Annotated in this window: 22 protein-coding genes; 19 read left to right on the top strand and 3 right to left on the bottom strand. The window is 53.7% G+C overall.

Annotation, left to right across the window (positions count from 1 at the left end):
• Window positions 1-41 precede the first annotated feature (41 nt).
• Window positions 42-899, bottom strand: coding sequence for an SDR family oxidoreductase (locus ACSYSO_RS04735; protein ID WP_491701604.1), 858 nt, complete (start codon window positions 897-899; stop codon window positions 42-44).
• Between the two features lie 1,640 nt (window positions 900-2,539).
• Between ACSYSO_RS04735 and ACSYSO_RS04730 the strand changes: the two genes are divergently transcribed.
• The 19 genes from ACSYSO_RS04730 (at window position 2,540) to ACSYSO_RS04640 (ending at window position 24,329) form a co-directional block, all read left to right on the top strand.
• On the top strand, window positions 2,540-3,424 hold the full coding sequence (locus tag ACSYSO_RS04730) for a hypothetical protein (RefSeq protein ID WP_491701603.1): 885 nt from the start codon (window positions 2,540-2,542) through the stop codon (window positions 3,422-3,424).
• A 29-nt stretch (window positions 3,425-3,453) separates the two neighbouring features.
• Window positions 3,454-4,266: a hypothetical protein gene (locus ACSYSO_RS04725; RefSeq protein WP_491701602.1), complete on the top strand. Its 813-nt coding sequence runs from the start codon at window positions 3,454-3,456 to the stop codon at window positions 4,264-4,266.
• Between the two features lie 4 nt (window positions 4,267-4,270).
• The gene (locus ACSYSO_RS04720; RefSeq protein ID WP_491701601.1) at window positions 4,271-5,047 is read left to right on the top strand and encodes a SagB/ThcOx family dehydrogenase; all 777 of its coding nucleotides are present in this window, start codon (window positions 4,271-4,273) and stop codon (window positions 5,045-5,047) included.
• A complete protein-coding gene (locus tag ACSYSO_RS04715) occupies window positions 5,037-5,918 on the top strand; it encodes an ATP-binding cassette domain-containing protein (RefSeq protein ID WP_491701600.1) in 882 nt (293 codons plus the stop codon). Before ACSYSO_RS04720 ends, ACSYSO_RS04715 begins: the two co-directional genes overlap by 11 nt.
• A gap of 4 nt (window positions 5,919-5,922) precedes the next feature.
• Complete coding sequence (locus ACSYSO_RS04710; RefSeq protein WP_491701599.1) at window positions 5,923-6,690, top strand: ABC transporter permease; 768 nt, start codon at window positions 5,923-5,925, stop codon at window positions 6,688-6,690.
• A gap of 42 nt (window positions 6,691-6,732) precedes the next feature.
• A complete protein-coding gene (locus ACSYSO_RS04705; protein ID WP_491701598.1) occupies window positions 6,733-7,107 on the top strand; it encodes a site-2 protease family protein in 375 nt (124 codons plus the stop codon).
• A complete protein-coding gene (locus ACSYSO_RS04700; protein ID WP_491701597.1) occupies window positions 7,059-7,298 on the top strand; it encodes a 2TM domain-containing protein in 240 nt (79 codons plus the stop codon). The genes ACSYSO_RS04705 and ACSYSO_RS04700 overlap by 49 nt, the downstream gene beginning before the upstream one ends.
• 7 nt (window positions 7,299-7,305) lie before the next feature.
• On the top strand, window positions 7,306-7,572 hold the full coding sequence (locus tag ACSYSO_RS04695; RefSeq protein ID WP_491701596.1) for a zinc ribbon domain-containing protein: 267 nt from the start codon (window positions 7,306-7,308) through the stop codon (window positions 7,570-7,572).
• Window positions 7,573-7,577: 5 nt separating this feature from the next.
• The gene (locus ACSYSO_RS04690; protein ID WP_491701595.1) at window positions 7,578-9,047 is read left to right on the top strand and encodes a YcaO-like family protein; all 1,470 of its coding nucleotides are present in this window, start codon (window positions 7,578-7,580) and stop codon (window positions 9,045-9,047) included.
• A 162-nt stretch (window positions 9,048-9,209) separates the two neighbouring features.
• Window positions 9,210-10,652, top strand: coding sequence for a radical SAM family heme chaperone HemW (gene hemW, locus ACSYSO_RS04685; protein ID WP_491701594.1), 1,443 nt, complete (start codon window positions 9,210-9,212; stop codon window positions 10,650-10,652).
• 283 nt (window positions 10,653-10,935) lie between these two features.
• A complete protein-coding gene (gltB, locus tag ACSYSO_RS04680; RefSeq protein WP_491701593.1) occupies window positions 10,936-15,510 on the top strand; it encodes a glutamate synthase large subunit in 4,575 nt (1,524 codons plus the stop codon).
• Window positions 15,507-17,051 carry a glutamate synthase subunit beta gene (locus ACSYSO_RS04675; protein ID WP_491701592.1) on the top strand — a complete coding sequence of 515 codons (1,545 nt, stop codon included), beginning with the start codon at window positions 15,507-15,509 and terminating at the stop codon, window positions 17,049-17,051. The genes gltB and ACSYSO_RS04675 overlap by 4 nt, the downstream gene beginning before the upstream one ends.
• Window positions 17,052-17,174: 123 nt before the next feature.
• Window positions 17,175-17,618 carry a tripartite tricarboxylate transporter TctB family protein gene (locus ACSYSO_RS04670; protein ID WP_491701591.1) on the top strand — a complete coding sequence of 148 codons (444 nt, stop codon included), beginning with the start codon at window positions 17,175-17,177 and terminating at the stop codon, window positions 17,616-17,618.
• A 1-nt stretch (window position 17,619) separates the two neighbouring features.
• Entirely contained in the window at window positions 17,620-18,480 is an 861-nt protein-coding gene (locus ACSYSO_RS04665) for an ABC transporter ATP-binding protein (RefSeq protein ID WP_489798200.1), read from the top strand.
• Window positions 18,481-18,575: 95 nt separating this feature from the next.
• Window positions 18,576-19,619, top strand: coding sequence for a tRNA (adenine-N1)-methyltransferase (locus tag ACSYSO_RS04660; RefSeq protein ID WP_489798202.1), 1,044 nt, complete (start codon window positions 18,576-18,578; stop codon window positions 19,617-19,619).
• Window positions 19,620-19,767: 148 nt separating this feature from the next.
• Entirely contained in the window at window positions 19,768-22,107 is a 2,340-nt protein-coding gene (metE, locus tag ACSYSO_RS04655; RefSeq protein ID WP_489798204.1) for a 5-methyltetrahydropteroyltriglutamate--homocysteine S-methyltransferase, read from the top strand.
• A gap of 138 nt (window positions 22,108-22,245) precedes the next feature.
• Window positions 22,246-23,100, top strand: a complete 855-nt coding sequence (locus ACSYSO_RS04650) for a methylenetetrahydrofolate reductase (protein ID WP_491701590.1) — start codon at window positions 22,246-22,248, stop codon at window positions 23,098-23,100.
• A 250-nt stretch (window positions 23,101-23,350) separates the two neighbouring features.
• Complete coding sequence (locus ACSYSO_RS04645; RefSeq protein ID WP_489798207.1) at window positions 23,351-23,788, top strand: Panacea domain-containing protein; 438 nt, start codon at window positions 23,351-23,353, stop codon at window positions 23,786-23,788.
• Window positions 23,789-23,795: 7 nt separating this feature from the next.
• Window positions 23,796-24,329 (top strand): hypothetical protein, encoded by a 534-nt coding sequence (locus ACSYSO_RS04640; protein WP_489798209.1) that lies wholly within the window; start codon window positions 23,796-23,798, stop codon window positions 24,327-24,329.
• Between the two features lie 644 nt (window positions 24,330-24,973).
• On the opposite strand, the gene ACSYSO_RS04635 is transcribed toward ACSYSO_RS04640, so the two are convergent.
• Window positions 24,974-26,614, bottom strand: coding sequence for a mucin-binding protein (locus tag ACSYSO_RS04635; RefSeq protein ID WP_491701589.1), 1,641 nt, complete (start codon window positions 26,612-26,614; stop codon window positions 24,974-24,976).
• Window positions 26,574-26,822 carry a hypothetical protein gene (locus tag ACSYSO_RS04630; RefSeq protein ID WP_491701588.1) on the bottom strand — a complete coding sequence of 83 codons (249 nt, stop codon included), beginning with the start codon at window positions 26,820-26,822 and terminating at the stop codon, window positions 26,574-26,576. The genes ACSYSO_RS04635 and ACSYSO_RS04630 overlap by 41 nt, the downstream gene beginning before the upstream one ends.
• Between the last annotated feature and the right edge of the window lie 110 nt (window positions 26,823-26,932).

The raw sequence follows: 26,932 nt of genomic DNA, 5'->3' as shown, positions 1-26,932 counted from the left end.
AGCGACGCTGATTGCAATTTAGTGAAGCAAGCGTCGGCGGCTCAGCGGCGATCGAGCTTGGTGTAGGAGCCTTGGGCGCGCGGGCGCACCACGATCGAGTCGATGTCGACTGTGTCTGGCTGGGAGAGTGCCCAGCGCACCGATTCGGCGATATCCTCGGCGGTAAGAGGGTCTGGAACGCCGGCGTAGACCGCGTCGGCCTTGGCTTGGTTGCCGTCGAAGCGGTTGAGCGAGAACTCCTCGGTCTTGACCATACCCGGCGAGACGTCGATGACGCGCAACGGCTGCCCGACCTGCTCAAGCCGCAAGACGCGAGCCAAGACGCGCTCGGCGGATTTGGCTGCGCAGTAGCCTGAGCCACCCTCGTAGGGCTCAATGCCCGCGGTGGAGGAGATGAAGACCACCGACCCGCCGCCGGGCGCGGACTTGAGCGCGGGCAGCAGCTTCTGCGTAACGCGCAGGGTGCCGATGACGTTCAGTTCGTACATATCACGCCAATCAGCGAGGCTGGAGGTTTCGACGGAATCTTGGCCGATCGCCCCGCCGGCGCAATTAATGAGCGCCTTCACCGCGCCGCCGCACCCGTCCGCGAACGCAAGCACTTTGTCAACCGCCGCTTGGGTGGATGCCTCATCGGTCACGTCGCAGAGCGCGTAGGCGCAGCGCGGTTCGGCAGCTACATCTGCAGTATCAGCCTCATCGGCGTCTTTTCCGAAACCGTCGGCGTTAATCTCATCGGCAAGCACCTTGAGTCGTTCCTCGCGCCGAGCCAGCGCCACCACGCGCCAGTCGTTCGCCGCGAGCGAGCGCGTGATGGCCCGCCCGATACCGCTCGAAGCCCCCGTCACCACCGCGACTTTGGCGTCATTGTCCATATTCATCGTTGCCGCATCAGTCATATCAGTCTCTTTCGTCAACCGGAAAATCCCATTGACAGCCACTGTATCACCGCTGGAGATGCAGCGCTTTATGATTGACTGCCTTTATTCAGTAGGAGCGAAAACGGTTAGATCGGGAAATGCCCAAATGGGATTGGCGGAATTCCGCCATTCTTAAAATCGGTCTTCGTCAACATCAGTGTTTCGTCCCTACTGAACGAAACCGAATCCCAAAAGCACGTCATGAGGTCATCACGAGCGGCTCATATCGTCACTTGCGTAGTTGCACGTGATCGTGCAGCCGTCAGCTATTGGCAATCATTGTCCACTGTGAGGAAGTAATAGCCCGGCGAGATTCGGAGGTTTGATGTCGGTGTGCTTAATGGGGGCTTCTTTGTTTCATTGAATCGTGTGCGAAGGTTTTCGCGTGTGGAATACTGATCTCGGTTATCTCGTCATGATCCAGCTGCCAATGTCATGCGTGTGCAAGTCAGTGGCAAGTCATCGAGGCCGGCCAAAGATTCACGAAATCCAATGGCCGATGTACGCGAACAGCCCCAAAACGGCACCTATGATTCCACTAGCAATTGCCCAAGGCAAGATATGCTTTCAAATCACGTATGAGTTTGGTGGTGTCAGGAGTATTCTTTAGAGGTTCATTGTCTTTATATATGGACGTCATTGCCGGATCCCCTCTCGAACGCGTGTAGCATGCTCTCGTAAAGTGCGGCACTAAGATTGACTTGAGCTCTTGCACTAGAGCTGCACAAAGACATCAAGCTCAAGAAATTCTCCGACCGTTTCACTGAGGCTGAACTGCATAGCCGGTCGTTAAACGAGGGGAGGTTTCGCGTGGTATCGTGCGCGGGGGTATGAATGTCGTGCGAATGTCTGTTCTGTGTGAGAAGGGTTGGCTTCATTCTGAGTAGTTCGATGGATAGACAGAAGTACAAAGAAACAAGGACTTAGCAGAACTTGCCAGGGATGGAGGTACTTGTCATCAGCGCGGATATGGGTCTGCGTCAGATACAGAAGATCTGACTAGAAATTGCTTCTCAAACAACATTGCTGGTGCATGAACCACAAATGGCCAATATCTTACAATTTAGTAAGTAATGTTAGTTAAGTAACATTCTCGTAACATTCGTAGATGATAATGAGTGGTGGTGGGTGGTTTCGATGAAGTTTTAAAGATACCTAACACTACTCAAACAACAGTCACATACAAAGGATAGACCTATGGAAAATGTTAAGCTTGAAGATAAAGTTGAAAGCGTATACAAGAGCGATTCTGTTGCTGCACTTGGTGATGGTTGGTGTTGCTGGTGCTGGTGCTGATAATGCATAAGTAGCAGAGGTTCGCTTTAATCTGCCATATAGCGCAGATTCACGTTATAGCGAGTGTAGTTGGGCTATAACCTTCTTCCGGCGCGCAGGCAACTGCATTTGCTTTTCATGGATTGCACTTAGTGCAATCCATGAAAAGCAAATGCCTTGTATGCAAAATAACGACAGTCGTAAACTGTTTTCTATCACGATTGCCTTTACGGGCAAAATGTGTATTTCGTTTCTTTCATTGCGCTGGCGTAGCCAGATTCTATAGTGTCAATTTTTACCTCTTTGGGGAGATATCTTTGAAACCGTACAGATTAAATCCATATGTGCAGGCTATTCGTATAGGTGAGAATAAATTCCTTATCAAGCATGGAATCACAAGCAAAGTATCTTTTACTTTGAATTTCGATGATAAGGATGCAGATAGCAAGACCTTATTACTGCGTCTTCTTAGTGACCGTGTCATTCCGACAGAAGATCTGATTTCACGACAGGTCGATGATGAGAAAAGCGGAAACGAACTACTCAGTTTTCTACTCGAGCAGCATATATTACTGCCTCCTGATTCTTCCGATGCTGACGCTTATTATCACTTGATTGATAGTAAACAGCCTTTCACTTCGCTCGAATCAACTTCATCAAAGAAAATCCAATTTGTTACTTCATCAGATCAAGTAGCAGAAGCAATACGTTATAATCTCGCTAATACTGGTATGCAGTATATAATTTCTTCTCCGGAAGAAGAGATTGACGAGCAAGCTGCATTTATTTCAGTTTTGTTTGGGCACTTTGATTCAGACTTCTTCCACAAAATAGATGAGATGTCAGTTGCAAAAGGGATACCGCTGCTAATCGGTTTTATTGATGGGAGTACTACCTTCATTTCACCAATCTCGTATCGTGGCATAACAGTCTCATACAATGAGATGGAAATACAACTCGAGTCAACATGGACGCATACCGCTGAATATCGTTCATATAAAGAGGCTCCGCTTGATAGTGCGTGCTATCCTAACTTCGCTCTTAACCCTCTACTGTTTTATGGAATTCATCTTCCTCTTGATTATCTCGTGACAGGCAAGATGAAAACTAAGAATCGAGCAATAGTTTTTGACGCGGAAAGTCTACGGTACGATTTTGTTGATATTATGCCTTTCCCGAATAATCCTTCTACTGAATTAGAACATGCAACAACGCATGACTATTTGTAAACATCACATACATTGAGGAGGTAGAATCATTGCAATACAATCAAGAAACGAATGACGACACATATGTCGAACTTGAAGAAACTCTGATACCTTATCCCGATTCGTTTGATATACAAAATAATAACGAGCTACGCTATATTTTGCGGTTCGAACGTCCTTTAGAGTTTCAGCGTTATTTAATGGAGAGTCGTTTTGATCGAGTTGACAATGAAGATTATGAAACACTCTCTGAGCGGATTTCTAAACTTGCGAGGTGGTACCACTCGACAGTATACAATGTAGACAGCAAGATTTTATCCAGTGATAACACTATATTGAACTCTGTTGATAGCTTTTTATCGCATGATGTTCTCTCTGCGATCCATGAGCATTTTGAAGAAGTTCAAGAACAGCTACTTGAAACAGACATAGTGGTTATTCGTGACGATATAAGTTTTCGATTCATTCCGTCCATTGGGAAATTGCTTAAGAAAAAAACGATTCACTTATCTGAAATCACAAATAACATCATTGGGTTCGAGCAGACTAATTCAAGCCATCAAGAGCTGTATGAGATTGTACTGTTAATCAGCCATCCTAAACGGTCGACAGCAGTATATGGGGAACGCTCATTAGTCTTCTCATCAATCGCAGCAGGTGAAATAATTCAGATACTGAATTCGATGTTCGGACGAGTAAATGCGGGCGTCAGAGCAAAGATGTATAGGCATATTTTTGATGCTCCTGTTCTGGGTGAGCTTGGAGTGAATTATACAGACTCTTTTGTAGCTGCGGCATTCCAAGTCATACCTAGTGATGACGGTATATCGGTTACAAAAGAACAGAGTGAAAGGAATCAGTAATCTTATGGAACAAGATTTTGAAATATATGAAAAGATCAATGATGTGCATGAGAGATTTGAAAATGCGGATATTGCCGAAAGAATAGACCACGCGCACAGTCTCATTGCACCGCCTACAGTGAGGTCTTACCCTGAAGATTGCGTGCGAATAGCTCTTCCATATGCTAACGAGTTCAAAAATGAAGATTTTTCTAGTTTGAGCGCATTTATTGAGCAGCGCCATTCTGTTAGGGCATATAAGCCTGAAGGATTTGAGAGAGACCGTCTCGGGGCTCTTCTGGCATCTTCGGTGGGGTTGCGGCAGCATCGTTATAATGCATATAACACACATCAATATCCTGTGTTGCTCTCACCAACTGCCGGTGGTCTACAGTCTCTTAACGTATATGTTATTGTTAGAAATATAGCGGGACTTGAGTCAGGACTCTACTATTACGATCCGCTTAAGAACGTGTTGGTGTCTGTATGGACTGGCTCGGTCAACGTGCTTTTATCAGAAGTCTTTGTGTCTGCAGATTTTTGCCAAACGGCTCCAGCGTGTATCATGCTAACGTCACAAGCGCAACGATATGTATGGAAATACGGTTATAGAGGATATCGTCTTGCTAATGTTGATTGCGGTATTGCTGCTGCTCAGATTTCGCTTGCTGCTGTCTCACTTGGCTTGGGAACTTGTATGGTCGCTGCTTATTCCAGCGAAAAAGCAAGTGAATTAATGTCACTCGAAGACCGAGAACTGCCTTTACTTGGAATGGCGATAGGGGTGCCAGATGAACAGTAGTACACTCGTGTTCGATCATGTCAACAAAAGATACGCTGATAAACAAGTGCTGCATGACGTGTCATTTTCCTTGCTAAGCGGAATAACATTGTTAGCGGGCGCAAATGGGGCAGGGAAATCAACATTGCTCAGATTGGCTTCAGGCCTGAGCAGTCCGACATCAGGACATGTTTCTTGTTTATCAGCACCTGCTGAAACGTTACGATACAAGCAGCGAAGAGAGCTTGCTTTCCAAATGCAGGATGCCGCGTTCATGCAAAACGTGCGTGTTTCAGAGTATGTGGAACTGTATTTGGACTCATATGCAGATGCCGAGTATCCGCGAGCAATGTTACAGAAACGCAGTGAACGATTCGCGCGTTTACTTGACATGGAGTCTGTTTGGGATCAGTATGCAAGCAGATTATCAGGAGGACAAAAGCGCAGGGTCACTGTTTTCTTAGCTATTCTTGGACATCCCAAACTGCTACTTCTTGACGAGCCTACCGCAGGAACCGACGTTGAGATTGGTGATGCCATACAAGAAGTCCTCAGCCTTATACGGCAGGAAGGAACCGATGTGATTATCGCTTCGCATGACTTGGATATAGCGTTTGCGGTCGCTGATAATGTGCTGATACTTGGCAAGGATAGATATCTGAATGTGCCGAAGACAGAGTTTGTGGACACATACTCAGTACGCTACAAAACATTTTCTCAATCAGCAATTGCTGATTGGAACGGTTTCACTGTAACAGGGAAACAGGGATATTGGTATTATTCCGATGACGAGAATGATTTCTCATGGAAAAAAGAGGCAGACGCCATACAAGAGACATCCACGAGAGACATGTACGACATAGCATTAGCCACGATTCAATCTCAGAGGTGATGTCATGCAACAATTATATATTTTGAAAGACTTAACTAATATTGAGTTCCGAAGATTTCTGCGCGAACCAGTTTCGCTCTTCTTTACACTGATTTTTCCGCTCATCTTACTTATCATCTTTGGGGCTTCGTATGGGAGTGGAGATAATAGCGGTGGCGTCCCAATTTATAATTCGCTTGTTGCTATTGATACGTCATTTCTCATCGCAAACTTCACTTTGATGGGAGTTGCTGCCGATCTTGCTGTACAGAAGGAAACTGGTGTTAGCGAAGCAATGCGGTTGTTACCGTTACCTTCGTGGTTACGTTTCGTAGCTCAATCCGTTGCATACTGCCTCATTCTATTCATTTCGATTGCTATGATGTGCGTATACGTGTTTACTGTGTACCGCTCTCAGATTCAATTCCAAGGAAACCCAGTGATGTTCGTATTAGCGATTTTGGCTTCCTATATCATGTTCGTATGTGTGGCCAGGCTAGTCGCTGTGCTACCATTTTCTGCACGCGCACTGCAACTGATTGGCTCAAGTATCTTCTTCATACTCTTGTTCTGCTCAGGCGTTGTAATACCCATAGATTCCTTACCGAGTATGCTCCAGCGCGTAGCCAATGTTTCCCCTATGTACCTGACATATAAGGTTCTTGAAGGTATTTGGAATGACAATATGACCACACAGCTGACTGTTACCTTCGCCGTGTCGCTTTTCATATGTGCTGTAGCGAGCGTGGTGCTGACCAGAATCATTGCATACCGTGTCAATAAGGATAGGTGAACGTGTGCCAATAATAGGTTTTTTTCTATTGCGTGGATCGGCATGTGCTTGCATGAAGTTGGACATTATGCCATAGCGAAGCTAGTGCGAGCAACGGTCCACTCAATTCGGTTAGGTGATGGGTGGGAGATTATGCATATCAGTTCGGTAAGTTTCAGGATTCTTCCTACTAGTGGTGAGTTGTCATTCGTGCTTCTCTCATCCATATGGAAGAATCGGCTTATTTTCCTTGCCGGTCCTGCAATGTCAACGATTTGGCTCATCATATATACCTTTTTCTTGATACGTTTCGAATTACCCATGTGGAGCTTGGTTGTTCCCCTAACACAGTTACTAGTTCCGATACTACCTTCAGAAAGGTCTGATTTATGGAAAGCGATCCACATAAACACTCTCATGACGACGAATACCAAATGAAGAAAACTGCTGCGATTAAAGGTTTATGGCGATACCTCGTTGGTATTACAGTTTTCATGCTAATCAATATTGCAACTATCGTTATTATCCCTGGCTATTCTTTTCCAGAAAACTTTTGGGCAATCTGGCCAATTGTTGGATGGGGAGCAGTAGTCTTCATTAGATTCATATCTTTGCGTCAGTATAAGTAGGTATCCAGTGAATCAATTGTGTGGTAGTTGTATGAAACCTTTGACTTGCGATAACCGCGGGACTGAATTAGATGCTTCCGAATCGTCTGTATATTGCTCAACTTGTTATCAAGACGGGCAATTCACAGAAGATGTGAGCTATTCCGACATGGAAAGGCATCTAAGGGTATCTCTTGAAGGACATCACATCCCAGAAATTGCTAAAAAGCAGGTTATTAATCAACTGAAGTTAATGCCTCGTTGGAACACGAATATTGAATCAGATAGGAGATAATCCGAATGGACATCACTGTAACCAATTCACACAGCATCCGCTATGGATATCGTCTTAGTTATTCGACATATAGCGCATATCAGGAACTAGAAAGATATTATGGACCATATGATTTGTTTAAGAAGGTCACTACCTACTTCCGTACAAGCTCAGAGTTACCTTCTTTCATGGGTAAAGGTGTCTATTCGGATATTGACTACATCATACAAGCAATGTTCAATGATTTTGGACAATCCCCAAATCTGTCACAAAGTTTGTTCGGCGGTGGTAAAGGCTCCTCATTCTATAAACTATATATATCTACTCTCGGTGAGATGTTTGAGAGGATATTGGGAGCCTTTGCTCTGTTTTCGGAAAGAGACAAGTTTGTTTTTGCGAGCGCGCGTGAGTTACGCAGCAAGCAGTACCAAGTGTGCGGTCCTGATGAGATACACATCTTTGCAAAAGAGCAACTTGAAGATCCAGATTTCCTGTTCTCAGATTTTACTGACGATACGACACTCAACTGGTATCCGATGAAAAGAGCCATTTCAGGTCAGACGGTGTGGGTTCCTGCGCAGCTGGTATTTATCTATTATCCGATGACTACTCCGGAAGAGTACAAGATTGGTTATGCAACTAGCGGCGGTCTTTCTTTGCATGATGACCGCACGCAAGCTTTACTGCATGGGATCACTGAATGTATTGAGCGTGACCAAATAAATTTGCGGTGGTATGACCAGATACCGTTAGAAAGGATTGATTTAGACGATATAGAAGGATTAAGCAGGTATGGTAAAGATGTAATTGCCAGTGGACTGGAACGCGATACTCACACGGATGCATATCTTCACAATGTAGATATTCCAGAAGTACCGGTAGTTACGGTTATTTCAAATGATGGTAGCTTAGATAAGTATGCTTTCTGTGCGGGTGGTGGTTCAGGACTGTCGTTGGCGGAATCAGTAGAAAGCGCGTACAGGGAATACAGTCAAAGCGAGCTGAATCTCAAACTTATGTTCTATTGTCCTAATTGGTATTCCTCCAGTATGATGTCACAACTTTTTGGATTTGATGCAGATTTTGATCTTCAAAATATGTCATTGTTCTACGAAATTGTTCCATACTATGGCCTAAAAGAAAACCGACATTCACTTGACTGGTACCTTGGGCAGCTAGGACAAAACTCAGTACTGGAGACGGTACAATCGGTAGAGCGTCCGAAAAGCGATGACGACCCTTCTAAAGAACTGGATGCATGTTTGTCGATGCTAGATAGCAAAGGTATTGATCCGCTCATTGTTGATTTTACGCCTGAAGGTTTTTCACATATATCGCTTATGAAGTCCTTTATTCCAGACTTGACTTTTGCCTTCTTGCCTAATCGTGCTTGCCTGGGGCACCCAAGGTTTTATCAAGCGGCTCGCAAGGCTGGGCTAATTGATCATGATCTCACATTTGATGAATTGAACACAGCCCCGCTTCCGTTCCCGTAAAGAGAGGAATATTGGTTATGTGCGAGAAGTAAATCTATCGAACTCTTTACTTGCGGACCCTTCAACGCTCCCGCGACAGCTCGCTACTGATGCTCTATCAGCAGCGAGCTGTCGCGACGTCAGTACATGATGCGTACAAGGTGGCAGTAATGAGGAGAAGCAATGTTTGAAGTGTATGTACACGTGCCGTTCTGTTTGAAAAGGTGCGGATACTGCGACTTCAACACGTACACCGCCACGGATCTGGGCGGAGGAGCGTCACGCGCCAACTATGCGAATATGGCCATCGCCGAGATGAAACTGGTCAAAGCGTGGCAAACCGAGCGCGGTATCAACGAACCGGCCGTATCGAGCGTGTTCTTCGGCGGCGGAACCCCGACCGTGCTGCCGGCACACGATTTGGGGCGCATGCTCGAGGCAATACAAGAGATATGGGGTATCGAAACGGGAGCGGAAGTCACCACGGAAGCCAACCCCGACACCGTCGACCAATCCTATCTCGCCGAACTCAAAGCATCCGGCTTCACCCGCGTCTCCTTCGGCATGCAGTCAGCCGTGCCCCACGTCCTGAACACCCTCGACCGTACCCACACCCCGCACAACGTCACTGCCAACGTAGCCGCCGCCAAGGCTGTAGGCCTTGAAGCCAGCGTGGACCTCATCTACGGCGCGCCGGGGGAGAGCATGGATGACTGGCGCACCTCCGTGCAAGCGGCGCTCGCGCTCGACGTGGACCATGTTTCCGCATATGCGCTCACTGTTGAACCGACCACCAAAATGGGCAGGCAGATAGCGCGTGGAGACATCGCCAAACCTGACGATGATGATGAGGCTGCCAAATATGAGCTTGCAGACGATCTGTTCTCCAAGGCCGGTCTGCAGTGGTATGAGATTTCCAATTGGGCGCGTCCGGGGCACGAGAGTAGGCACAATCTGGGCTACTGGCGTAATGTGGACTGGGCTGGCATCGGCCCTGGCGCCCATTCCCACTACCGCACCTCGGACGCGGGAGCATGGCGTGAGTCCCCGTCGGCCTTGGGTGCGGCAGGTGCCAAGAATGATGAAGGCTTTATGAAGACTGCCGAAATCGCGCCATTGCACAATGATGAGGCGGTTGCCGGTGACTCTGCGGCCGGTAGCGTGACTGTGGGCGTTCCCGCAGATTCAAGGGATGCTGAAGATTTCATGAACGCTTCCGAGTATCCAGCGCAGCACCGTGCTCAATCACACTGCGACGAACCGCGCCGCGGGAACCACAGCCGTCCGGATCCCTCTCAATTCGGCATACGTTCGTGGGACATCGCCCACCCTCACGCGTGGGCGGACGCCATCGTCGCCTCCCATGTGCCATGGCAAGGCAGCGAGGCCATCAGTCATGACGAAAACCTGGAGGAGACGGTGATGCTGGGGCTTCGCTTGCGTGAGGGGCTTGATATCCGTCGCATCGACGAGGCTTCGGGTAAAAGACTCGACCCTGGGGCTTTGCGGCCGCTGACGGCAGCTGGTCTGGTCTCCGTCTCCGAAGGGCGCATCACGGCGACACGGCGCGGCCGGTTGCTCAACGATACGGTGATTTCGTCCGTGCTGAACTGCTACGGACTATAATCTCGGCCGATATCTTATAGGCGCTGCGGTGTGGGTGTGTTCCGTCAGCACTCACGCCATCAGGCATGTTTGTTGTGGCACTTGGCATATAGACACCTAGTACCCTAGCATCTGGCGCATGTGCACCTGGCTTCTGGCACATGACGCGTGACAAAGGAAAACAATCGTCGCATATTGTGGACACGAACAGATACATTCCAGCTCCCTGCGCTAGTCTTACAAAACAACATAGGCCGTAGCGTAGTGAGGTGCTACGGCGAAGCTGCAAGCAAGGGGCGAGCATATGGGCAATACCGCGCTGGATCTGACCGTTCATCAGGCGAACGGACTGTACAACCCTGCGAGTGAACATGACGCGTGTGGTGTGGGCATGGTGGCCACGTTGCATGGCAAAGACGAGCGCAAAGTCGTCGACAATGCCGTGGAGGTGCTGGTCAATCTCAATCATCGTGGTGCGGTGGGCGCTGAAGAGAACACTGGTGACGGTGCGGGAATTTTGGTGTCGATGCCCGACGAATTCATGCGCTCCATCATCGGTGCCGATCTTCCTCAAGCCGGGGAATATGCGGCCGGCATTGCATTTCTTGAGCGCGATTTGGCTCGCTCCGGAGAACAGAAGCGGCAGATTGCCAGTATAGCTGCCGAGGAAGGGCTGCAGACGGTTGCTTGGCGCACCGTGCCTGTCAACCCGGACGGTTTGGGTTTGCAGGCGCTGGCGTCCATGCCCGCATTCGAGATGTTCGTTGCCAAAGATGCTGCAGGTGTTCGCCAAGGCTTGGAATTGGACCGGTTGACGTTCCGGGTGCGCAAGCGGGTCGAGCACGAGGTGGGTGTCTATTTCTCGTCGCTTTCCTCGCGGACCATCACCTATAAGGGCATGCTCACTACCATGCAGCTCACCAGCTTCTTCCCGGACCTGCAGGACGAACGGTTCAAAGCGCACATCGCCATCGTTCATTCGCGGTTTTCGACGAACACGTTCCCAAGCTGGCCGTTGGCGCAGCCGTTCCGACTCATCGCTCACAACGGCGAAATCAACACCATTCAAGGCAATCGCAACTGGCTTAAGGCGCGAGAGGGCAAACTGAACTCCGAACTGCTGGGCGAGATGGCGCCGTTGCTGCCCATCGACACCCCTGGCTATTCAGATTCCGGCACCTTTGACGAATGCCTCGAGCTGCTGCACCTGGCGGGGCGCAGTCTGCCACATGCTGTGCTTATGATGCTGCCGCCGGCCTGGGAGAACGACATCGCTCTCGACCCGGACGTGCGCGCGTTCTACGAGTACAACAATTCGCTCATCGAACCGTGGGACGGTCCGGCGAACATAGTGTTTACCGACGGCACGCAGGTGGGAGCGCAGCTGGACCGCAACGGGTTCCGTCCCGGACGGTGGCAGCTGAGCGACGACGGATATGTGGTATTGGCCTCCGAGGCCGGTGTGCTGCCCGAAATCAACCCGTCCGATGTGGTGGCCAAAGGGCGGTTGGAACCCGGTCGCATGTTCCTCATCGACACTGAGCAGGGGCGCATCATCGACGACGAGGAAATCAAGAATGAACTGGCCTCGCAGCATCCATACCGCCAATGGATAGAAGGCAACAGCATTAAGCTCGACGAGCTGCCGGTACGTGAGCATGTGCAGCATTCCAGGGTTTCGGTCGTACGGCGTCAGCGTGCCTTCGGCTACACGCAGGAAGAGCTCAAGATGCTGCTAACCCCCATGGCCAACACCGGCAAGGAACCGTTGGGTGCGATGGGCAACGATGCCCCGCAGGCCGTACTGTCCAATCACAGCCGTCAGCTGTTCGACTATTTCACCCAGAAATTTGCCCAAGTCACCAATCCACCGCTTGACTGGGAGCGTGAGTCCGTTGTCACTTCCCTTGAATCGGCCATCGGTCCGGAGACCAATATCCTCGAGGACAGTGAGCCGGGGGCACGCAAAATAGTCATCGAGCAGCCGGTGGTGGATTCCGACGAGATGGCTCAGCTCAAGCGCCTCGACAAGGCCGAGATACTGGGCGGGCATTACCGTCCCTTTGTGGTGCAAGGCCTCTACCAAGTGGCTGGCGGCGGCAAAGCGTTGGAAGAACGACTTGACGCCATCTTTGCCCAGATTGACGAAGCCATAGCACAAGGGCGCAATTTCATTGTGCTTTCCGATCGCGAATCCAACCATACCTGGGCGCCGATTCCCTCCCTGCTGCTGACCAGCGCGGTGCAGCATCATCTGCTCGACCAGCACACACGGCCCGAGGTATCTATCGCCGTGGAGGCAGGGGACGTGCGAGAGATTCACCATGTGGCCTTGCTCATCGCCTACGGGGCCGCCTGCGTGAACCCGTATCTGGCGTTCGAATCGGTCGAGGACCTTGCGCGTTCCGGCATGCTCGATGTTGACGCGGTCACTGCAGTGGACAATCTCAAGCATGTGCTTTCCACGGGAGTGCTGAAGATTATGAGCAAGATGGGGGTCTCCACCATTATGAGCTACCGTGGATCACAGCTGTTCGAAGCCGTGGGGTTGAGCCGCGAGGTCATCGACCGTTACTTCTCCGGCACCACCTCGCAGGTCGGCGGCATCGGGCTCGAGGAGATATCCCAGGAAGTGGCTGTGCGTCACAAGGTGGCATATCCCAATCAATGGACGGCCACGCCCCACCGTAAACTTCGCACCGGCGGGCAATACAAGTGGCGTCGCACCGGCGAGGATCATCTCAACGATCCAGAAGCGGTCTTCCTGCTTCAGCAGGCCACCGAGCGTGGCGACTACGACTTGTTCAAACGCTACAGCGAACACGTTGACGACACCTCCAATCGGATCATGACGTTGCGCGGTCTGATGAAACTGGTGCCAAGCCGGCAGCCGGTACCCATAGACGAAGTCGAACCGGCAGAACAGATTGTCAAACGATTCTCCACCGGCGCCATGAGCTACGGTTCCATCTCGCGCGAAGCCCATGAAACGCTGGCGGTGGCCATGAACCAGATCGGCGCGCGCTCCAACAGCGGGGAGGGCGGCGAAGACGATGACCGTCTCGCCGACCCGAAACGTTCCAGCCGCATCAAGCAGATAGCTTCGGCACGTTTCGGCGTGACCAGCAACTATCTGGTGAACGCCACGGATTTGCAGATCAAACTTGCGCAAGGTGCCAAACCGGGCGAGGGCGGCCATCTGCCCGGAGCCAAGGTGCCGCCGTGGATTGCCAAAGTGCGTCATGCCACTCCCGGAGTGGAACTCATATCGCCTCCTCCTCATCACGACATCTACTCGATCGAGGATTTGAAACAGCTTATCAACGATGCCAAAATGGCCAATCCGCAGGCTCGCATCCACGTTAAGCTCGTCTCCGAGTTCGGCGTGGGCACCGTGGCTGCGGGCGTGGCCAAATGCCGTGCCGATGTGGTGCTCATCTCCGGCTCCGATGGCGGTACCGGTGCGGCTCCGCTCAATGCCATCAAACATGCGGGAACCCCGTGGGAGATCGGTTTGGCCGAGGCGCAGCAGACGCTTGTGCTCAACGGTCTGCGCTCCAGAGTGGTGCTCCAATGCGACGGCGAACTCAAGACCGGCCGTGACGTGGTGGTTGCGGCTCTCCTGGGAGCGGAAGAGTTCGGATTCGCCACCACCGCGCTCATGGTAGAGGGGTGCGTCATGATGCGCGCTTGCCATCTCAACACCTGCCCGCAAGGCATCGCCACCCAAGACCCGGAGCTGCGCAGCCGGTACACCGGCAAACCTGAGCATGTGGTCAACTTCTTCATGTATATCGCCCAAGAAGTGCGTGAGATTCTGGCCAGCCTTGGATTCCGCACTTTGGAGGAAGCCGTTGGGCACGTGGAATGCCTCGACCAAGATGAAGCTATTCGCCGGTGGAAGTCCGACGGCATCGACTTAAGCGCCGTGCTCGCCCAGCCCGGGCCAACGCCGGGCACCGTGCTGCACTACACCACCGAGCAGAACCACGAGCTTGAACATGTGCTCGACCGCAGGCTCATCGAACTGGCGCAACCGGCGCTGGAACAACGCGAACCGGTGCGCATTGACGTGCGTGTGCGCAACGTGAACCGTACCGTCGGCACCATGGTCGGCTACGAAATCACCAAGAGATATGGTGCCGAGGGACTGCCGGAAGACACCATCGACATCACCCTCACCGGTTCGGCCGGCCAGTCGCTCGGTGCGTTCATCCCCAGCGGCGAGACGCTGCGCGTGTACGGAGAAGTGAACGACTACGCCGGCAAGGGGCTTTCAGGCGGCACCATCGTGGTGCGTCCCCATCTGGAAGCGGGTCTTGATGCGCACAGCAACGTCATTGCCGGCAACGTGACTGGTTTCGGCTCCACGTCAGGGTTCATGTTCGTATCCGGTGTGGCCGGGGAACGTTTCGCTGTGCGCAATTCAGGAGCCACATTCGTGGTGGAAGGCGTCGGCGATCACGGCTGCGAGTATATGACCGGCGGCACGGTTGTGGTGCTCGGTCCCACCGGTCGCAATTTTGGTGCCGGCTTCTCCGGCGGGCACGCCTACGTGCTCGACTTGGACGTGCACAGGGTCAATCCCGAGGCCGTAGCCTCCGGTTCGCTGCTTCTGGAACCGTTGAACCAAGAAGACAGCGAACGTGTGTATGATCTGGTCAAACGGCATGCCGAAGCCACAGGTTCCGCATTCGCCACAGAGCTGCTGGCCGACTGGCAGAATGCGCAGGATCGGTTCACGCATATCGTTCCCGGCCGTTTCCTGGCCATGCAAGACGCCATGGCAACCGCTGAGGCGAACCACGTTGACTTTGCTCAACCGGGCGTATGGGACAGCATTTACCAGCAAGTCATGATGGAAGGAGCGATCGCATGAGCGACCCGAAAGGATTTCTGAAAGTCCGCACTCGTCAGACGCTGCGCGACCGGCCGGTGAGCGAACGCCTGCGCGATTGGAACGACGTGCATGAGCATAACGGTTTCGAACCGTGGACCGCCGAGCAGGCGGCTCGCTGCATGGACTGTGGCACCCCCTTCTGCATGACCGGCTGCCCTCTGGGGAACCTCATCCCAGAGTTCAACGACTTGGTGAGCCAAGGTAAATGGCAGGAAGCCTATGACAGGCTCTCCATGACCAACAACTTCCCGGAATTCACCGGTCTGGTGTGCCCCGCGCCTTGCGAGCAGGCATGCGTACTGGGCATTCACGAACCGGCCACCATGATCAAGAACGACGAGGAGACCATCATCACCCAGGCGTGGGATCTGGGGTATGTCAAGCCCATGCCGCCTGAGCGGTTGACCGATATGACCGTGGCGGTGGTCGGTTCCGGTCCCGCCGGCTTGGCATGTGCTCAGCAGCTCACCCGTGCCGGCCATACCGTGGTGGTCTATGAACGCGATGAACAGGTCGGTGGCCTGTTGCGCTACGGCATCCCTAACTTCAAACTCGAAAAGGGTCTTATCGACCGCCGTGTAGAGCAGATGGAAGCCGAAGGCACGGTGTTCCGCACCGGCATGGAAATCGGCCGCGATGTAAGCTGGGACGATTTGCGTTCTCGCTACGATGCGGTGGTGGTCGCCATAGGCTCTACGGTTCCCAGGGACGTAGCGGTGACAGGACGCCGTTTGGACGGCATTCACTTTGCCATGGAATTCCTGCCTGATGCCACACGTCGCCTGTATGGTCAGGAACCGGTACACGACATCAACGCCAAGGGCAAACGCGTTGTCATCATCGGCGGCGGCGACACCGGTTCCGACTGCTTGGGCACTGCTTTGCGCCAAGGAGCTTCCAGCGTTACCGTGCTGCAGATCAACCCCAAGGAGCCGTCCAGCAGACCGTCATCACAGCCGTGGCCCACGTATGCCAGGTTGTATGGGAAGACCTCGTCCATGGAGGAGGGAGGTGTCTATGAGTACAACACCGACACCGTTGGCTTCACCGGGAGTGAGACGGAAGCTGCAGAGCGGGTCGAGCTTGACGAAACCAGCCTGGCTGTGGGCTTCGAGGCCGGTGAGAGCGGTGCCGTGAACGGTGTAAAGGTCGTTACGGTCAAGCCTTCCGCCGGGCATTCCTTTGTACCCGTAGAAGGTAGCGAACGTGTCATCGAAGCGGACCTGGTGCTTATCTCCACAGGCTTCCTGCACCCCGACACGTCGACCCTGATTGACCAGATGCCAGTCGATCTGGACGCGCGTGGCAATGTCGCGCGTGACGAGAGCTTCGCCACCAGCCAGCCGGGTGTGTTCGTATGCGGCGATGCCGGGCGCGGGCAGAGCTTGGTGGTGTGGGCCATCGCTGAGGGACGCAGCTGTGCGGCGGCCGTTGACGGATCGTTGATGTCCGGCCGCAGCAGCGAACTGCCGACCCCCATTCATGCCAGCCAGCGGCCGATGATGCTGCCTCAGGTGTGAACAGGTGCGACCGGTTCGGCGAACTCGCTTGCCATCTGCTGCCGGTACGTGAGGTGCGTCTCATCTTGGCGCAGGTCGGGTTAGAATGGTCAGCAGCAAACAGTGACACAGGAAGGATTGCACATGCCGAATCGCGCCGAAAGAAGGGCCCGAGCCAAGCGCGGCTCCCAAGGGGTACAGCAGAATGAGGGCCGTTCCTCTCGCGCAGGATTGGTCAACGAGTATGCTCTGCAGGAGCGTTCACGCCGACTGGCCGAAGGCGGGGAAGCCGAGTGGAAACCGTCCGGCGGGAATGTGGTCGATCTGAGCGACGTGGCCAGCGCTTCACGCAAGCCGGCCCCGGTGCGTGCGCCGCATTCCGTGCGTCAGTGGTTCCACATCCTGACATGGGTGCTTATTGTGGTTTCCGCCATCGCGTTCATCGTGGTCATGTGGCTGTCCAGCCATCCGATGTGGCTCATCATGACTGTTTCCGCAGTATTCGTGGTGGGTGTGCTGAGTCTGTTCTTTACCGCGGGTAATCCCAAAGACAATCCGAACTTGGATTCCAACGGCACTGCGGTGTGAGATGGTGCTGATGGCGGAAGAATATGCGCTTCGCATGGAAGATGTCGAATTCCGGCGTAATGGTCGTGTGATTCTCTCGGATGTTAACCTGACTGTCCGCGCCGGAGAAAAATGGGTGCTGTTCGGCCCCAACGGCATCGGAAAATCCACGCTGGTCAAGATGATGGCCACACGCGGCTTTCCGTCATGCGGCACCGTAGAGATTCTCGGAAACCGTTTGGGCAAAGTCGACGTGTTCTCTTACCGCAATCGTATCGGTTTGAGTTCTCTGGAGCTGTCGCGCACGTTCCCGGCGGACGAGGACCCGCTGGATGCGGTGGTGACGGCGTTGAACGCCGTAGTGGGCCGGTGGAGAGACCGGTACAGTGAAGAGGATTATGCTCATGCCCGAGCGTTGATGGAACGATTCGGCATCGGCTATCTGGCTGGTAAACGTATGTCCAAACTCTCGCAAGGCGAACTGACACGAGTGCTTATCTGCCGTGCTCTTATGGCTCAACCAGATCTGCTCATTTTGGACGAGCCCATTACAGGACTCGACTTGGGCGGCCGTGAGGTGGTGCTGCGCGCCTTGGGAGATATCGGTTTGGATGAGGCGTCCAACTGTGCGTCGGTACTGGTGACCCACCGGCTCGACGAGATTCCCGAAGGCTTCGACCATGTCGCCATCATGGGGCGCATGGGTGGCGTTGAAGCACAACGGCACACCATGTCGAAAGACGAGAACGATCCGCGTCCCGGCACCATCGTCTACACGGGAGACCTGGAACACGGCTTTACTGCAGAGCGGCTGAGCGAGATATTCTCCCTTCCGCTGCAGGTCACGCATTATGATGGACGTTGGAACGCCTTTGCGCAGTGAGTCAGTTGCGCCCCGGTCATGCCATATATCAACGCCATGCGGCATCATGTCATAGCAGACGGATGAATGAGTGAGCGTTATCAGTGGAGGTATACGTGGCAAGGAACGGAGCGTTACAGGCGGGCGAGAAGGTGCAGTTCACCGACCGCAAAGGCAACAAGATTACCTCGCAGCTCGTGGCAGGTGGCACCACCCAGACTTCGCACGGCATTATCCTGCACGATGACGTTATTGGCCGAACTGAAGGCATCGTCGTCACCACGGTGCGTGCCAAGCGCGAGCAGCTTTCCGAGCGCGACCAAGCTAAGCCGTGGAAGGCTGCGCGAGCTATCGGAGGCTGGGATTTCAGCGTGATGCGTCCGCGCCTGGCGGACTATGTGCTCTCCATGCCTCGTGGCGCGCAGATCATGTACCCCAAGGATATTGCACAGGTCATTCAGCTTGGTGATATTCGTTCAGGCATGTCCGTACTGGAGTCGGGGGCCGGATCGGGTGCCATGAGCATCAATCTGCTTGATGCAGTGGGCGAGTCGGGGAGTCTTACCACCATCGAGATGAGACCCGAGTTCGCGCGCGTGGCACAGGCCAACGCCACGTTGTATTTTGGCGCAGAGCCGCAATGGTGGGATGTGAAAACCGGAGATTTCGACAGTGTGGCGGCAACGCTTGCCGCGCACACATTCGACCGGATCGTGCTCGATATGCTCGACCCGTGGAATCGTCTTGAACAAGCGTGGCGGGTCATGGCTCCCGGAGGCGTGCTCGTTGCATATATCACTACTACCACTCAGCTCAGCCGACTGTGTGAGGCCCTGCGTGAATCCGGAGTATGGACGGAACCCGAAATACAGGAGACGTTCGAGCGGCATTGGAAGGCCCAAGGGCTGGCCGTGCGTCCTGACCATCAGATGATCGGGCACACCGGTTTCCTGGTGATTTCGCGCGCGATGGCCGACGGCTTCACTGCACTGCGCAGGCGTGAGCGAGCAGCGAAGGACACGCAGACCGACGTCGATTCCATGAGCGAGCAGGAGCGTGCCGAGCGACTTGAGGAGCTTGAGCTGCGAGATATCTCCGACCGCAAGCTGCGTCACGTGCTGCACGATCTGGACATGCAGGTGGGTGAGCTGCAATCGTAATGATGCACCCTTATAACTTCAGGTTATAGCGACACCTTAACGGCAGTAATGCCGCATTTCAGTAAAAATTTGGTAGTCTCAGACCATACCTGAGCGGCTCTGCCAGTCGAACGTCTGACGCATAGCCGCGCGATAGTCTGGAGGACTCATGCCCATCGCCACATCCGTTTCCGGGTTCCCGCGCGTCGGTCGCGACCGCGAACTCAAGAAAGCCATCGAGGCGTACTGGAAAGGCAACGCCACACTGGACAGTGTGCGCGAGACTGGCGCGACGCTGCGTGCCGAACATTGGAAGATTCAGCAAGACGCCGGAATCGACCTCATTGCCAGCAACGACTTCAGTTACTACGACCAGATGCTGGACACTGCCATACTGCTGAACGCAGTACCCAAGCGTTACCAAGACCTCGGCTTCGAAGACGCAGAAGACACGCTATTTGCCATCGGTCGCGGGTACCAGGGCAGCCACGGCGACGTGACCGCACTGCCTATGAAGAAGTGGTTCACCACCAACTACCATTACATTGTCCCCGAAATCAGCGACGACACGGATATCAAGCTGTCGTCCAGCAAACCATTCGACGAGTTCACACAAGCCAAAGAACTCGGCATCCTCACCAAGCCGGTGCTCATCGGCCCCTACACGTTCCTCAAGCTAGCCCGCACACCGCAGGCCGAAGAGGTGCCGGTAGACGAGCAGCTTATCGGTGCAGTGGCAGCGGTTTATGCTGACGTGATCGAACGCTTCTCACAGCTTGGCGCGCAATGGGTGCAGCTGGACGAGCCGTACCTGGTGCTCGACAAGCAGCCCGGCGACCTCAAACTCTTCACCTCGCTCTACAAGACCATCCTGCAGGCACGTCAGGGCAAGGTCAAAGTGCTGCTCAACACCTACTTCGGCCACATCGCCGACGTATATGAGACCATCAATCAGATGGGCTTCGACGGCATCGGTCTGGACCTGAACGAAGGGCGAGACGAAAACCTCGCCGCGCTCAAAGAGTACGGTTCTGCCGCCGGCACCACCATCTTCGCCGGCGTGGTGAACGGGCGTAACATCTGGCGCAACAACTACGCCGAAAGTCTGGGTCTGATCGAAGCGGTACGCACCGTCACCGACGACGTGGCCGTCGCCACCTCGTCCTCACTGCTGCACGTGCCCTTCAGCACCAGCAGCGAGGACAAACTGGAACCTGAAGTGCTGCGTCACTTTGCGTTCGCAGTCGAGAAGCTGGGAGAACTCAAAGACATCGCTGTGCTCGACGCAGCCGAACAGGGGAGCGGCACCACCGATGGTGCGCAGCGAGACGCCTTCGCTGCCATGAGCGACAACCAGGCACTGTTCGACGGTACTCGCGTGGCCGCCGATGCTGCCGTCACCGAGCGTCTCGGCAAGCTCACGCAGGATGACTTCACCCGTCAGCCGGCTCGCGCCGAGCGTCGCACAGTGCAGCACGAAGCGCTGAACCTGCCGGAGCTGCCGACCACCACCATCGGCTCATTCCCGCAGACGAGCGAGGTGCGCTCCACTCGCGCCAAGCTGCGACGCGGGGCAATCAGCCAAGATGAGTACGACCAGTTCATCGCCTCCAGCATCGACGATGTGATCGCCCGCCAAGAGCAGGTTGGCTTGGACGTGCTGGTACATGGCGAATTTGAACGCAACGACATGGTGGAGTACTTCGGCCAGCGGCTGAACGGCTTCCTGTTCACCAAGAACGCTTGGGTACAGTCCTACGGTACGCGCTGCGTTAAGCCTCCGATCGTGTGGGGCGACGTGAGCCGTGCCGAGCCCATCACCGTGCGCTGGAGCAAGTACGCGCAAAGCCGTACCGACCGTGTGGTCAAGGGCATGCTCACCGGCCCGGTCACCATTCTCAACTGGTCTTGGCCGCGCGAGGATGTGAGTCACGAAGTGCAAACCCAGCAGTTGGCTCTCGCCATTCGTGACGAGGTTCTCGATTTGGAAGAGGCTGGCATTAAGGTCATTCAGATCGATGAGGCAGCGCTGCGCGAGAAGCTGCCGCTGCGCCGAACCGACTGGCACAAGAAATACCTTGACTGGGCTGTTCCGGCATTCCGCTTGGTGCATTCCGGAGTCAAGCCGACCACGCAGATTCACACGCACATGTGCTACTCGGAGTTCAACGACATCATCAAGGACATCGACGACATGGACGCGGATGTGATCTCCTTCGAGGCCTCCCGCGGCGACTTGGTCGTGCTTGATGCCATCGAGGAAGCGCACTTTGAGACCGAGGTGGGTCCAGGTGTTTATGACATCCACTCGCCGCGCATTCCTAGCACGGAAGAGTTAGTCGATCGCATCCACGCGGTGCTGGAGAAGACCGATGCCTCTCGCGTGTGGATCAACCCTGATTGCGGGCTGAAAACGCGCGGCGAAGCTGAGACATGGCCGAGCCTGGAACATATGGTCGAGGCGACCAAGCAGGTACGTGCTGAGCTTGCCGACGCGTCGCGACGCTAAATGAGCAGGATTCATCGGGCCGTCTGAAGCGTGCATAGACATGTTCAGGCGGCTCGGTTTATTGAATAAATAATGACATAAATGCACATACTGTTGTGTGTATATGGTCAAAATATTGAGATGATACAAGGAAACACCATGCACTCGCCGATTTTCTCGCTGGAAGTCTTTCCTCCGAACACCAAAACCTCGGTCAACACTATCTACGACACAATGGATGGTCTCAAAGAGGTCAACCCTGATTTTGTTTCGGTGACCTACGGGCACGGCGCGCTCAAGGATCGCACACGCACGGCTCGTATCGCAGCAACTATCAGCCGCGAGTATGGTTTCCCGGTAGTGGCTCACCTTACAGCGCTTTATAGCGACGAAGCCACCGTTGACCAGGCGCTCGAGTACTTCCACGAAGCCAAAGTTGCCGGGGTCCTGGCGCTGCGCGGTGACCCGGTGGAGGGCAACGAACCGTATGGCGCCTTCGAACACGCCAGCGACCTGGTTGCCTACATCCGCAGTCACGACCCGGACATGCCTGTGTTCGGCGCCTGCTATCCGGAAGGTCACACGGAATGTGCGAGTGTGGAAGACGATATTGTGAACCTCAAGAAAAAGGTGGATGCAGGAGCCAGCCATCTGCTGTCCCAGCTGTTCTACTCCAACGACGACTTCTACCGGTTCATGGACTCGGCGCACGACGCCGGTATCGATGTACCGATCGAAGCCGGCATCATGCCCGTCATCAACCAGCGCAACGTGGCCACTATGAACCAGCGCAACGACACTTCCGTCGCGCCCGCGCTGCAGCGCATGCTCGATCGATGGGGGGATAATCCCAAAGCTCTGCGCCAAGCCGGCATCGTCTATGCATCCGAGCAAATCGCCGACCTCGTGGCCCATGGCGTGGATGGCGTGCACCTTTACACCATGAACCGCCCCTCGGTGGCCCGTGGCATCTGGAACAATGTCGCAGGGTTGTTTGAGACAAACGCGAAGTAGGGGCATCACTTCCGCGCATAGGTGGTTTCTGGCTTCCTTAGGATAGGGAAGTTGTCTCCTATTTTTGGTTTGCCCGTGCAGAACAGAAGTCTCATATACTTTCGCACCGTATTTTTATGCTACTGACAAGCGGTACTTGGTTTTGTCGTCAAAACACACTATCCTATATGTAGTCGTCTAGACACACATTCCATGAGTTGTCGTCAAAACAAGATAATGCAGTATTGCAGTCCTAGTAGGAGGTGTAGTGATGGCTAAGATTCAAGATGTGGCTAGGTATATATTGGAGCAGCATGGCTCCATGACTGCCATGAAACTGCAAAAATTATGCTACTACTCGCAAGCGTGGTCGTTGGTGTGGGATGAGGAGAGGCTATTTCCCAGCCGAATTGAAGCGTGGGCTAATGGGCCGGTGAGTCCTGAGTTGTATAAAATGCACAGCGGTCTGTTTCGTGTCGATGTTGCCGATATTCATGGAGATGCGTCCGCGCTGACTGAAGATGAAAAGGCCACCGTTGATGCAGTCCTTAAGTTCTATGGAGACATGGGCGCATGGGATTTGAGTAATCTCACGCATAAGGAGGCTCCGTGGAAGGAAGCAAGAGGGAACACTCCCGACGGTGAGCGCTCAAACGCGGAGATAACATGCGCAGCTATGGCTGAATATTACGGCAGCCTGACTGACTGAGTCTATTATGGGGCACAATGGATCTAAGAAGCGGCGCCATCCTAAAACGGCTTTTGCGCGAACTTCGTATGTTCGTAAAAAGCAGGCTTCTGCTGAGGCTGTAGCTGTTGATTCATGTGGGCGTCTTAAAATTCCATCGGCTTCTGTAAAAAATCGCGATAAGCTAAATAATATGCATATTGTTTTCCGTTTTGATGCAGTAGATCTTGATGATGAATGCCCCTGGTCATTGGCTCGTATAAGTACGGATGATCATGCTGATTTGCTGCATAAGCTCAAAGAGTTCGAGAAGAGTACTGTAGGCGAGCTTAATTCCCAAGTGATGGGCGAATTCAAAGTGTATAAGGACTTTTCGCTATGTCCTAATTCTGCAGCTGTGAAGCGCTTGGGAGAACAATATGAGCGTGAGGGTGATAGTATAGCTCGGTTCCGTATTTCAGGTGCTAAACGGTTGTACGGCTTTCTAGTGGATAACCAGTTTCACATCGTATGGTGGGATGCGGAGCACGCTGTTTGGCCCTCGAAAAAGAAGCATACATAGGCAGCATTCAAACGTAATTTTTCCTCGATTGATGATGTGCATTGGGAGTGGTGTGAGGTGGATGCGTCAGATGCAGTGCTGCAGCACCCACCCCACGTTCCGTCATCGCCTTGGGTGAGAGAGGTTGTGGCTGGTGACGGAAGTCTGGTGGACTGGTTGGTACGGTTCGGTCACTTCACATCGCGACTATGTGAGCGAAATGTACCTGTGTTCTTGTGGTGTATGGAGATATGGGTACGTTTCGTTCATTTATCTCTGGTTTATTGACCGTTTTGTACTCGTTAGCTTGGGTTGTGTGGGTTTGTGGCTACGTTTCGTTCGCTTATCCATGGTTTGATGATCGTTTTGTACTCGCTAGCTTGGATTGTGTGGGAACGTGGGTACGATTCGGTTGCGGATTGGTGATTTGGTGATCGAATCGTATCTGGTTGTGGAGTGGATGTGTGGTTGGGAAGGCGTAGTCGGACTTGTGGGTTGGTTGGTGTCATGGGTTGGTTGGCTGTTAGTCGGCTGTCGGTTGGTGGCTGATATGTGTGCGGCTTGTGAGTTACCGGCCATCACAGGCAAGCCGCACACACCGGCCACCGTTGCACACATTGCACAGCACTGGACGGCATCGAACAACATCTCACAAGACCGTGTGTTTAGTTGGTAGTGATGTGGTGTTGTTTGCGTTTCAATACCATGGTGATGGTGACGAGCAGGGCGGCGACAACAAGGCCGATGAGTGCGATGGTTGCTGCGGTGGCGGTGCCTCCGGTGAACGGCAGGGTGTTGACGGCTCGGTGGTAGATGACGGTGATTTCCTTGGTGTCGTTGCCGCCGTCCACGAGGTTGTAGCCGATGGTGAGGTCGGTGTTGGTGTAGGTGGCGGTTGTGGTGTTGGTGGTGTAGTGGGGGATGGTGGGGTTGTCGATGGTGAAGTTGAGGTTTCTGCTGTTGCCGGTGACGGTGCGGAATATGACGGTCGGGTCGCCGCCCGGATACGCCCAGTCTCCCGGCACAACGATGGTTCCGGTGTCTGGTCTGGTGGTGTAGTCGCGGGTGATGGTGATGGTTTTGGTTTGGTCCGGGTGCAGGGTGTTGCCTTGGTCGTCTTTGTAGTGGACGGTGAGTGTGGCATTCCAGGTTTCGTGTTTGGGGGTGGTTTTGTAGCAGGTGATCCAGTAGTCGGTGTGGCCTGCGGGGTAGGTGGTGTTGATGGTGCAGGTGGTGGTGTTGCAGGTGATGCCGGGGCTGGTGGAGCTGACGTAATATCCGTTTGGAATACGGCTGCTTAGGGTGGTGTTGAGTGGGTCGTCTTGCCGGCCGTTGAAGGTTTGGTTGAGTTCCGTGTGTTCGATGGTGTCGAGGCTCCAGTGGACGGTGGCGCTGGCTGCTGGTTTGATGTAGGTGATGGTGGTGACTGAGTCAGTGGCGTTTTGTAGGTCGCTACCGTAGACGGGTGTGCCTGCCCAGTTGGTGGGGTTGTTGGGTGTGGCGATGCGTGTGTTGGGGTTCCAAGAACCATTGGTGACGGTCACGTCGTAGCCTGGTTTGTCTGGCACGTACACACCGGAGTAGGCGGGTTGGGTGTTTCCGCCGTTGTAATAGTTACCGTTCAACATGTAAGAGTTGAGCTGCCCCTCAGGAATGGGCAACAATGCCTCAACACTTGCGCATGCAGCTAATTGAGCATGGCTGTCTGGCTTGATCGAGATATTCTTAGGAGTGCATTTGCTACTTGTGGAGTGTCGGTCGACACCTCTGAGAGCGAGTACCACCTTCCGGTATCTGGTTCCTACTGGTGCATCTCCTATCCACGAGTTGAAACCGAAATAAGCCGAGCCGTTACTCACGGTTTCATAGGTGATGTTTTGGTTGACATCGCCTTGGGCTGCGCTGCCATTGGAGTAACGAAACTGCGTGGTGTTCCCGGCCGTGTAGTCGCATGCGAGGTATGAGTAGATCTCGTTTACGGGTGGATGGGATCCGAGGTATTGGGTGAGTCCTGCGTCTTTGTAGAATTCGAGCCGCATGCTGAATGCGTCGGTGAGGTTGACATTACATGCGCCACTGCCGCGAAGTAGTGGGTTGTTGTCGGTTTGTGGTTGTGGGCTGCCGGGTTTGTTGAGTACTTCGGATTCGTCGGGTTTTGATTCGGGGACCGCACTTACATCTGTGGGTTGTGGTTGGTCGTCGCTGGCTGTGTCGAGCAGTGGCGAGTTGGGTGAGAGCCCTGGTGTCGGGACGGGGTTTAGCGGTTCAGTCTCGCGGGGGGGGGGTGATGTTCGAGGCTTGTTCACTGTTTACGCTGGAAGGTGCCGTGACATCAGACGTGGTGTTCGTGGGAGCTGCAGTTTGGCTGGCAGCGGTATTGTCTTCTGATGCGACGGCGCTGAGCCCGGTGGGGATGAGAACTGCTGCGCAGACCAGCAGTGCCAGAGCAATGCGCGTGTGATAACTGCGGGTTGGTGTGCTGGTGTGGCGGCCTGTGGTGGTAGGCAAGGTCATGCGAACGATTCCTCCATGTGTGTGCGCCCGAACCACTTGGCGACAACTGTGCTCTTCCATGTGCGCACCAGTCCTTGCCTTGCAGGTAGAGCAAGCGCGCAACATTATGA

It is taken from the genome of Bifidobacterium sp. ESL1130, assembly GCF_058507935.1.
The sequence above is the reverse complement of the archived record's forward strand: the minus strand, read 5'-3'. Positions and strand labels throughout refer to the sequence as shown.